At 67.1% G+C, this 2,019-nt stretch carries 4 protein-coding genes; 1 reads left to right on the plus strand and 3 read right to left on the minus strand.

All coding sequences use genetic code 11. The features are described from left to right. The 3 genes from VN779_RS09645 to VN779_RS09655 all read right to left on the minus strand — a co-directional run. Positions 1-709 (minus strand): multicopper oxidase domain-containing protein (locus VN779_RS09645; RefSeq protein WP_325722113.1); only part of this gene is annotated, 709 nt, incomplete at its 3' end. A 119-nt stretch (positions 710-828) separates the two neighbouring features. After that, positions 829-1,299: a hypothetical protein gene (locus tag VN779_RS09650; RefSeq protein ID WP_325722114.1), complete on the minus strand. Its 471-nt coding sequence runs from the start codon at positions 1,297-1,299 to the stop codon at positions 829-831. Beyond that, the gene (locus VN779_RS09655; RefSeq protein WP_325722115.1) at positions 1,296-1,688 is read right to left on the minus strand and encodes a ribbon-helix-helix protein, CopG family; all 393 of its coding nucleotides are present in this window, start codon (positions 1,686-1,688) and stop codon (positions 1,296-1,298) included. The genes VN779_RS09650 and VN779_RS09655 overlap by 4 nt, the downstream gene beginning before the upstream one ends. Before the next feature lie 133 nt (positions 1,689-1,821). Here VN779_RS09655 and VN779_RS09660 point away from each other — a divergent pair. Further along, positions 1,822-2,019, plus strand: a 198-nt coding sequence (locus tag VN779_RS09660) for a hypothetical protein (RefSeq protein ID WP_325722116.1), incomplete at its 3' end; no start/stop codon positions are given.

The following is a 2,019-nucleotide window of genomic DNA, read 5'->3' on the forward strand; positions in this document are numbered from 1 at the left end:
AAGCGGTCACGATCTCACGATCGACATCCCTGGGCGAGCCGTCGGGCCGCGCCATGCCGCGTGCGGTAATGATCATCACGCCGAACAGCCCGGTGTTGAGGTCGCGAAGTTCCTCGACGTCCGAGCGGTAGACCCAGAGCAGTGAACTCCCGTCAGCGGGCCCGGGTCCGGCGCGCTCGGGCACAGGCCATAGGTACACGTGCGTACCACCGGGCGGCACGCCGCTGTTCGCCGCATCGCCGCCGCTCGTGCCATCGTTGTACGTCGCGCCCTCGGCGTTCTTGTCGTACGCCACACCTTGCGGATGCACGCTGTATGGCCGGTGCCCATTGTTCCGGAACACCACCCGGATCGTGTCGCCGACCACGGCCCGGATCAGCGGTCCAAGAAACCCGAGATGCTGCCATTCCTCAGGCCGCGGCTTGAGCGTGCGGAACGTACTGTCGGTGTATTCGCGATAGAGCACCTTCCTGTACGCGGTACCAACCGCGCGCGTCGGCGCCTTGGCGAAGAACGCCGAGTCGGTGTATGGCCGGCCGGCGATCTCGTCGCGGCCGCCGGGCGCGTAATCCCAGGTGACCGGGTCGGCGGCTATGTAATACGTGCGGGTGCGCGGCACCGGCGACTGGCCCTGTGCGCCGGCGCCGAGCGAGTCGAGAAGGAGATACAGCAGGAACGCCGCCGAACGATGGCGGGGGGAAGCCGGCATTATCGCGCCTCGGGGTGGGTGACGGGGCGCACTTGATACCGTGCTGGCGTTACGGGGGCGCTACCTGAGCGTTACCGCGGTGCCGGAGCCGCGGGGACGGTGGCCTGAACCGGCGCCCCTCAGCGACTCTGCTCGCCAAGCCGGCGGATCTCCTCGAGGACCGCGATGTCCGCGGCATCCTGGAGACGGCCGGTGCGCTTCGAGGCAATAAGGTGCTCCAGCGACGCGGTGGGGATGCGGACACCCTCCAACTCGAATGTCCGCGCAGCAGGGTAGGCCTCCGCAAAATGTACGCTCCAGGCCACCGTCAGAATATCCACCCGGGGCATGTCGCCAATGACCGTGACCGGTTTCGTAATGATCTCTTCGGCGAGCCATTCCCGGGCGAAACCGAATCCGACGGCCCCGAGTCCCGCGAGCACACGTTTGCCGTTCACAAGCGTCGGCTCGATCAGGATGTCGATGTCCCGCGTCGCGCGACTCGATCCCCAGAGCTGCATCGCCATCCCTCCGACGAGCACGTACCGAGCACGATGCCGGTGCAGCGCGGCACAGACTTCGGCGAGCCGCGTTTCGTAGCGCCTGCTCACCGGGCTCGTTCCTCCCAGTGCAGCCAGGCGAGGTAGTCCTCATAGCGGTCGAACGTGATCACCCGGTCACTGCGCCATCGCGGCCGGACGATCTCAGCCACGCGGCCGGTCCGCTCCGCCTCCTTGACGCGTTCCTCAGCCGTGAGCCCAAGATCTGCCTCGAGCTGCGAACGCCGGTACTCACCCAGAGCGGATTCGGCGGACGATGCGGATCCGGACGAAGCCGGCTGCCGTGCAGGACCGGGAGACGCGAGTTCGGCATCGCTCAGGTACCGCTGCAGCGCCTGCACGAGTACCCAACTCCGCGAGCGACCGAGCGCTCTGGCGCGCCGGTCTGCGAGCTTGACGAGTGAGGGGGGAATGGTGATGGCGATTCGCGCGAGTCTCATGGTATGATCCGATCATACTGATGCATATCACGATAGGCTCCCGGGCCACCTGCGGTCAAGTGAGAGCGCGCCGGCCATCCTCCGCTCCAGGCCTGGAATCGCCGTGCCGGAGCGGTATCGGTAGCTTGTTGCCATGAATTTGCCGTCACTGTTTCAACGGATCGTGCTCGCCGCGCTCATCTTGTTGGCCGCGAGAGTCGTGCGCGCACAGGCCGCTGCTCCGCCCGACATGCCCGCCACCGCCAGCCTGCGTGCCGATTCCCTCGTGCTCGCCTATGAAGGCCGGCCGATCCTTCGCGCCGTCGTCCAGTCGGCCGGCGCGCGCGTTGGC

Origin of the sequence: Actinocrinis sp., from assembly GCF_035605935.1 — a bacterium.
Classification (GTDB): domain Bacteria; phylum Actinomycetota; class Actinomycetes; order Streptomycetales; family Catenulisporaceae; genus Actinocrinis.

What these genes read in the sequence shown, in the direction of transcription:
- VN779_RS09655 (WP_325722115.1), bottom strand. Translation starts at nt 1,688, where the DNA reads ATGAGACTCGCGCGAATCGCCATCACCATTCCCCCCTCACTCGTCAAG.